The organism is Kluyvera sp. (assembly GCF_047971185.1).
In the GTDB taxonomy this organism is placed as follows: Bacteria; Pseudomonadota; Gammaproteobacteria; order Enterobacterales; family Enterobacteriaceae; genus Kluyvera.
Map to the genome: position 1 here is coordinate 54,192 of NZ_JBKDZH010000030.1, position 7,482 is coordinate 61,673.

The 7,482-nt window shown below is 55.2% G+C and carries 8 protein-coding genes; 7 read left to right on the top strand and 1 reads right to left on the bottom strand.

Annotated features, from left to right (window positions below; genetic code table 11):
* Window positions 1–162 precede the first annotated feature (162 nt).
* The 6 genes from ACK5JN_RS07370 to ACK5JN_RS07395 all read left to right on the top strand — a co-directional run bounded on the left by ACK5JN_RS07370 (window position 163) and on the right by ACK5JN_RS07395 (window position 6,112).
* Window positions 163–1,308 carry an iron-containing alcohol dehydrogenase gene (locus tag ACK5JN_RS07370; RefSeq protein ID WP_416869555.1) on the top strand — a complete coding sequence of 382 codons (1,146 nt, stop codon included), beginning with the start codon at window positions 163–165 and terminating at the stop codon, window positions 1,306–1,308.
* Between the two features lie 17 nt (window positions 1,309–1,325).
* Window positions 1,326–2,207 carry a dihydrodipicolinate synthase family protein gene (locus tag ACK5JN_RS07375; RefSeq protein ID WP_416869556.1) on the top strand — a complete coding sequence of 294 codons (882 nt, stop codon included), beginning with the start codon at window positions 1,326–1,328 and terminating at the stop codon, window positions 2,205–2,207.
* Window positions 2,208–2,394: 187 nt separating this feature from the next.
* Window positions 2,395–3,156, top strand: coding sequence for a TerC family protein (locus ACK5JN_RS07380; protein WP_416869557.1), 762 nt, complete (start codon window positions 2,395–2,397; stop codon window positions 3,154–3,156).
* Between the two features lie 26 nt (window positions 3,157–3,182).
* Complete coding sequence (locus ACK5JN_RS07385) at window positions 3,183–4,355, top strand: sialidase family protein (protein ID WP_416869558.1); 1,173 nt, start codon at window positions 3,183–3,185, stop codon at window positions 4,353–4,355.
* Window positions 4,352–4,822: a YhcH/YjgK/YiaL family protein gene (locus tag ACK5JN_RS07390; RefSeq protein WP_416869559.1), complete on the top strand. Its 471-nt coding sequence runs from the start codon at window positions 4,352–4,354 to the stop codon at window positions 4,820–4,822. The genes ACK5JN_RS07385 and ACK5JN_RS07390 overlap by 4 nt, the downstream gene beginning before the upstream one ends.
* A gap of 12 nt (window positions 4,823–4,834) precedes the next feature.
* Entirely contained in the window at window positions 4,835–6,112 is a 1,278-nt protein-coding gene (locus tag ACK5JN_RS07395; protein WP_416869560.1) for an SLC13 family permease, read from the top strand.
* Between the two features lie 45 nt (window positions 6,113–6,157).
* On the opposite strand, the gene ACK5JN_RS07400 is transcribed toward ACK5JN_RS07395, so the two are convergent.
* Window positions 6,158–6,946 (bottom strand): PhzF family phenazine biosynthesis protein, encoded by a 789-nt coding sequence (locus ACK5JN_RS07400; RefSeq protein WP_416869561.1) that lies wholly within the window; start codon window positions 6,944–6,946, stop codon window positions 6,158–6,160.
* Between the two features lie 205 nt (window positions 6,947–7,151).
* Here ACK5JN_RS07400 and ACK5JN_RS07405 point away from each other — a divergent pair.
* On the top strand, window positions 7,152–7,482 hold a 331-nt coding region (locus tag ACK5JN_RS07405), incomplete at its 3' end, for an MFS transporter (protein WP_416869562.1).

Here is a 7,482-nt window from a genome sequence, read left to right on the forward strand (position 1 = left end):
TTTGGCTGTATTAAATGTCGTTAATGATTATATTCAATCGCATTTGATTAAATGTGAGCAAGCTCAAGTTATTAAATGGGCGGATAAATTATAAATTCTCGCCATGATGTGATGAGTACTACGACCTGATTGATTATTTTCAATCATTGCGAGGAGAAAAGAGTGGCAACGATAAACAGCACCGTCATCAGCGGTGCAGGAGCATTCGACGCGCTGGCACCGATGATGGCCGAAAAACAACGCATTCTGCTGGTCACCGACGCTAACGTTGGCGGGCTAGACGCCGCGCTGACGATCCGCACGATCCTCGGAGACGAGGGGCGCGAAGTGCGGGTGATTGATACTGTGCCCGCCGAACCCAGCCAGCACGATATGATGCACATAGTGCAGGCCATCGACGGCTGGCAGCCAGAGATGATCGTCGGCGTTGGCGGCGGCAGCGTACTGGATGCGGCCAAGCTTCTCTCGGTGCTGCTGCATCCCCAGTCACCGGGCCTGGTCGCACTGCTTGAAGGCGTCAAACCGGCGCACAGAATCCCTTCTTTACTGATTCCAGCTACCGCGGGTACCGGTTCGGAAGCCACCCCGAACGCCATTCTTGCCATCCCGGAACAGAACACCAAGGTGGGCATTATTTCGCCTGTTATGCTGCCGGATTATGTCGCCCTGCTGCCCGAACTCACCACCAGCATGCCGGCGCACATTGCTTCGTCAACGGGGATTGATGCGCTCTGCCATCTGCTGGAATGCTTCACCGCCACGATCGCCAACCCGGTCAGCGATAACGCTGCGCTGATTGGCCTGCGCAAACTGCTGGCCAATATAGATGCCGCCGTCACACAACCTCGAAATCTGACCGCGAAACTCGAGATGCTGTGGGCGTCGTATTACGGCGGCGTCGCCATTAACCATGCGGGCACCCACCTGGTGCACGCCCTTTCCTACCCGCTCGGCGGGCGCTATCACCTGCCGCACGGCGTGGCGAACGCCATTTTGCTTGCGCCCTGCATGGCCGTTGTCCGTCCTTATGCGGTGGAGAAATTTGCCCAGGTCTGGGATTTAATCCCCGACGCGGACGCTTCGCTGAGCGAAGAAGCCAAATCGCACGCGCTGGTCGACTGGCTGGCGGCGCTGGTGAAACGCCTGCAGCTGCCCGACAACCTTGTCGCTCTCGGCGTCCCGGCTGACAGTATCGATACACTATGCGACGCCGCGCTGAACGTGAAACGTTTATTGAATAACGCGCCCTGTTGCGTCAGCAAGGACGATGTTCAGGCTATCTACCGCACGCTGTTTCCGGTGCGCTAATCCATTAGGAGTTCATTATGAGTCATCCCATTTCCGGCGTATTAACGGCTATCGTGACGCCCTTTACCGAGGACGGCGCGCTGAATATCGCCGAACTCAAGCGCCAGGTGAACCGCCAGATTGCGGCGGGCAACGGTATTTTCTGCGGTGGTACCAACGGTGAGTTCTTCGTGCTTAATGAAGATGAAAAAGTGGCCGTGGCTGCCGCCTGCGTCGAGGAAGCGGCGGGACGCGTGCCGGTCGTGGCGCATATCGGCGAGGTTTCGACCCGCGAAACCATCCGCCTGGGTCAGCGTATCGCGGCGCTGGGCGTTGATGCCGTGTCGGTGATTACGCCGTGGTTCGTGCCGCTGAAGCAGGATGAGCTGATCGTTCACTATACCGCCATTGCCGACGCGCTGAGCGTGCCGATGTTCCTGTACAACATTCCGGCGCGTACCGGCAACACCATTGAGCCGCAAACCGCGCGTCAGCTAGCCGTTCACCCCAATATCATTGGTATTAAAGACAGCGCCGGAAGCTATGACAGCCGGAAAGGTTTCCTCGACGCCGTGCGCGATGTGGCTGATTTTAATGTCCTCAATGGCCCCGACTCGCTGATTCATCAGGGTTTTGTCGACGGCTGCTCCGCCTGTATTTCCGGGCTGGCCAACGTCGCCGCTGCGGAAATCAACCAAATATGGTCGCGTTTTCACGCTGGCGATATTGCCGGGTCGCGCGAGGCGCAGGAGAGCGTCACCGAGCTGCGTACCGAGCTGTATAAAATCGCCTTCTCCCCGGCGGTAGTGAAAAAAGCGCTACAGGTGATGGGCTATGACGTTGGCGCTAGCCGTTATGCGGTTCAGTTCAGCGCGGAGCAATTACAGCAAATTAAACAGATCTGCCAGCAATACCATTAATTATTGCCATTAACCGCTGCCGGGATTTTTCCCGGCAGCGGTTAACAATCACGATAATTTTAATTTCGCACTGTGTTGTGGCGCAGTGAATTCGATCGACAAATTTAATACAGCATTAAACAACAGTACATCTGAGAATTAGCGAATTCAAATCTGCAAGCCTTGTCTTTATTAAAGGATTTTAGCAATGTTGATATGGTTGTTGGACCCCGATATCTGGTTGACGTTAGTCACGCTTACCTTTTTAGAAATTATTCTCGGGGTTGATAATATTATTTTTCTTTCACTGGTGGTGGCCAAACTACCCGCGGCGCAGCAAAACCTCGCCCGGCGAATGGGGCTTGGCGGCGCGATGATTATGCGCATTCTGCTGCTGGTGTCCATTGCGTGGCTGGCACACCTGACGGTGCCGCTGTTTACGTTTATGCACTTCCCGGTCTCTTTCAGAACGCTGATTTTGTTATGCGGGGGGCTGTTTTTAATCTATAAATCGTGCCAGGAAATCCTCTGCGAAATCCGACAAGAGGAAGAAGCGCATAGCGAAGGACGGAAGCAGCTATCGCTGGCGGGCGCAATTGTCCAGATCATGCTGTTAGATATTGTCTTTAGTCTCGACTCGGTTATTACCGCGGTCGGATTATCGCAGCATATTTTCATTATGATTACCGCCGTTATTATTGCCGTTGGGGTAATGATGTTCGCGGCCAAAGCCATTGGTGATTTTGTTAACGCTACACCATCAATAAAAATACTGGCATTAACTTTCCTGCTGTTTGTTGGCGTACTGCTGGTGGCCGACAGCATGGAAATTCACATTGCCAAAGGCTATCTCTATTTTGCGATCTTCTTCTCGTTAACCGTGGAGATTATCAACATTATTCGCAATAAAAAAACCATCACCGCCTCAAATCAACACAATCCGTTAGCACCACTGGAAATTAACAAATAAAACCCGTTTAAAAATGGAGTCTGATTATGTCTGTAACCCTACTTCGTGACGGCATTATTCGCCCGAATAGCCAGGACATTCGAATTGAAACGGCAATGCTGCCTTCAGCTTGCCCGCAAAATCATGCCGCTAATTTGCTTCCGCTGCCGGACGGTTCCCTGATGTGCGTCTGGTTTGGCGGTACGCAGGAAGGTATCGCCGATATCTCCGTATGGGGATCGCGTTTGCCGCCGCAAAGCCATCAGTGGAGCGAAGCGCAAAAACTGTCCTGCGACGATAGCCGCTCCGAGCAGAACCCTGTGCTGTTTCTCGCCCCGGATAACACCCTTTGGCTGCTGTGGACCGCGCAAATCTCCGGCAATCAGGACACCGCGATCGTCCGCTATCGCCAGTCTCACGACCTCGGTCGCACCTGGGGTGAGATTGCCACCCTACTCGACCAGCCCGGCACCTTTATCCGTCAGCCAATAACGGTGCTGGACAACGGTAACTGGCTGCTGCCGGTGTTCTATTGCCGTACGCAGCCGGGTGAAAAATGGGTCGGCAACGATGACGTCAGCGCGGTGAAGATCTCCTCGGACGGAGGGAAAAGCTGGCGCGACGTGGTAGTGCCGGAGAGCCTGGGCTGCGTGCATATGAATATCACCGCCCTGCCTGACGGAAACCTGATTGCGCTGTTCCGCAGCCGCTGGGCCGATAACATCTATTACAGCCAGTCCAGCGACGGCGGCGAAAGCTGGTCCATCCCTGAAGCCACCGTGCTACCCAACAACAACTCCTCGATTCAGGTCACCACCCTTGCCAGCGGCGAGCTAGCGCTGGTTTTCAACAACATGAGCGCTGAGGGTGCGCTGGAGCGTCGCGCGTCTCTGTACGACGAAATCGACGACGGCGACAGCAGCCGCAAAGAGCCTGAAGCCACCGGCGGAAAAACCGCGTTCTGGGGCGCGCCGCGTGCGCCGATGACCGTCGCCATCTCCGCCGACGGCGGAAAGAGCTGGCCGTGGCAGCGCCATCTTGATGAGGGCGACGGCTATTGCATGACCAACAACTCGCTGGATAAACGTAACCGCGAGTTCTCCTATCCCAGCATCAAACAGGGCCAGGACGGTGCGCTGCATATTGCCTACACCTATTTTCGCCAGGCCATTAAGTACGTCCGCGTGTCAGCAGACTGGGTGAAGGAATCCGCACAATGATTATCGGTAATCTCAATGCCCTGCAGATGGCCGGGCTTCCTGACGACATACGGCAATTGCTTTCCCGGTCAGACTGTTCACTCACGGCGCTTATGGCCCGGGAAGATGGACGCTGGCAGCCGGAGGGCTGTTCCTGGTTTTGCACCATTGGTGACGCGCTGACGCAGCCGGTTGCTCAGCGTCACACCGAATACCACCGGGAATGGGCGGACATTCAGGTCATGCTCACGGGATGTGAACGGATCCGCGCTGGCGTGCACGCCGTCGCGCAGGCCAGCGACGAGGAGCGCAAACCAGACCTGTATATCACCCAACGCTGTCTCCCCACGGTCGACATAACCCTTCAGTCGGGAGATTTCGCGCTATTTATGCCGGGCGAACCGCATCAGGCGCTGTGCCTGGTTGAAGCCCCTGCGACGGTGCGAAAAGCCGTATTCAAGATCCCTCGAGCCATGCTGACAGCATAAAGGAGCCTCTCAATGACAACGGAAATGATTCTGGCACTGGGGATATTGATCCTGATGATCGTACTGATCATGACGGATAAACTTCCTTTTGGCGCCCCACCTCTGCTCGCCTGTCTTCTGCTGGTGGTCTGCAAAGTGTCGACAATTCAGCAGGCCTTTGCCGGGTTCGTCAACTCGACGGTCATCATGCTGGCGGGTTTTATGGTGGTGATGGCCGGATTACAAAAAACGCGCCTCATCAGCAGTATCAAAACGGCTATGATGGTCCACCTCAATCGAGGCGGCTATAAAAGTTATATTCTGCTGCTGATGATCGTCATGCTCGGCGCCAGCCTCGCGGGCACCGGTGCGACGGGATACTACGTGTTAATTCTTTCGCTGATTGCTTCTCTGCCGTACAGCAAGAAACTGCCAACGTCAAAACTGGTCATGCCTTTGGGGTTTGCAACGAACCATCCGCTGATTCCCATTAACGTCGCGTTGTTGTTCGGCGTCACCGTCTCCGTTTTGCAGGCATCGGGGATTAATCAGGAAATTTCGATGATGAAATTCGCCCTGGTTAACCTGGTCATGTCGGCCGCCTATTTTGCCTGGAGCCTGGTGGCCTATCGCTTCTTGCCCGACCACCCCATTGCCGACGCGGACGATAATACCGCGATACAGGAAGACGAAACGGCGGCTTTGCCGGCGTGGAAAGAGAAGTGCACCGTCGGCGCGTTTTTCTTCAGCGTTATCGGCATGATGCTGATGAGTACATTAGGCGATATCGCCTACATTGCGCCGGGGCTGGCAGGCGCATTCTTGCTGTTTATTGGCGTTCTCGACTTCAAAGAAGTCCGGGACCATATGGGGGCACCGGTCATTATCATGACCGCCTGCGTGATTGGCGTAGCGGATGCACTAGCGGGCACCGGCGTCACGGCGATGATCGGTAATGCGGTGGCGGGTGTTCTCGGGACCAACGTATCACCTTTCATCTTCATCCTGATTTTAGCCTTGTTAACCAGCACCTGCGCCACGTTTACCGGCTCAACCATTGGCTCGATTTTCATTTTTGGCCCGATTGGTATCGCGGCCTGTACAGGGCTTGGCCTGAACCCAACGGCGGCCGCTATCGCTATCACCATTTCAGGCTGGAACGGCGGCTATATGCCAATTGATGGTATGCCAGCGATGATCATGGGGATGGGAAAATACAAAATGTCAGAATTCTGGCTTTTCACCGTCCCGATGTATCTGATACGTATCCTCGCCCTGTGCGCGGGTGCCATCTTTATCTTCCCCGTGTAACGCCGCAGCAAAACGCTAACCCGGCCGAGCAGCAGCAACGCCGGGTTAATCGAGAAACACCTTACCCTGCAAATAGGTTCTCGCCTTCCCGCTCATCAATACGCGTTCCCCCCGCCACTCGCAGCGTACATCCCCGCCGCGCGCCGATACCTGGCGAGCAAGCATCTGCGTTTTATCCAGCTTTTCGCCCCAGAAAGGAATCAGCATCGTGTGGGCGGAACCGGTGACCGGATCTTCCCATACCGATTCGCCGGGTGAGAAAAAGCGGCTGACAAAATCATACTCGCCGTCACCGGCGGCGGTGACCGAGACCTTATGTTCAACGGGGATCATCGCGCTGATGTCCGGCGTCAGAGCTTCCACCTGCTGGCGGTTCTCCAGTTCAATAACCCAGGCGCGGCCTTTACGGGCGCTGAGGTAAGCGTTAATGCCTAGCGCTTGTAGCATCGCCTGCGGCGGCGTGGCGGCTTCAGTGGCGCCAGCGGGGAAATCCAGCGTCAGCCAGTCGCCGCTGCGCGTCACGGTTAAGCGCCCGGAGAGCGTATCAAAGTGGATGCGATCGTCCGGATACTCGAGATAGTTAAACACCACGTGAGCGCTGGCCAGCGTTCCATGTCCGCACAGGTTAACCTCATGGCGGGTAGTGAACCAACGCAGCGCGAAGCCGTCCGGCTGCTTGACGACAAATGCGGTTTCCGACTGATTATGCTGTTGTGCCATCTTCAGCAGCAGGTCGTCCGTTGGCCACGCTTCCAGCAGACAAACCGCCGCCGCATTACCGCCAAACGCGCGGTCACTAAAGGCATCAACCATAAAAAAATCAATCTCGTGCATACCATTCCTCGGGGTTGTTGGGGCTTTCTCGCAAACTGACACAAAAACTTAACAACGACAAGTGGGTTTGTTTGTCTTTTAGGTGACACTGTCACATACAAATAAAAATGAGAGGTTAATCACATAATGATTGTATTTGCGGCAATAAGAGCTTTAAGATCGTGCGTCCCTTCTTATTTATCTACCACTCCCGGTGCATTTATTTATGACAACAAACACGGTCTCTCGTCGGATCGCGTGGCTTCGGGTAGTCACGCTGGCTATCGCCGCCTTTATTTTCAATACCACGGAATTCGTTCCGGTTGGCCTGCTGTCAGACATCGCCGACAGCTTTGGCATGCAAACCGCCGAAGTGGGCATCATGTTGACCATCTACGCGTGGGTCGTCGCGCTGATGTCGCTGCCGTTTATGCTGCTGACCAGCCAGATGGAGCGCCGCAAGCTGCTCATCGGCCTGTTTGTTCTCTTTATTGCCAGCCACGTGCTCTCGTTCCTCGCGTGGAACTTCACGGTGCTGGTCGCCAGCCGTATCGGTA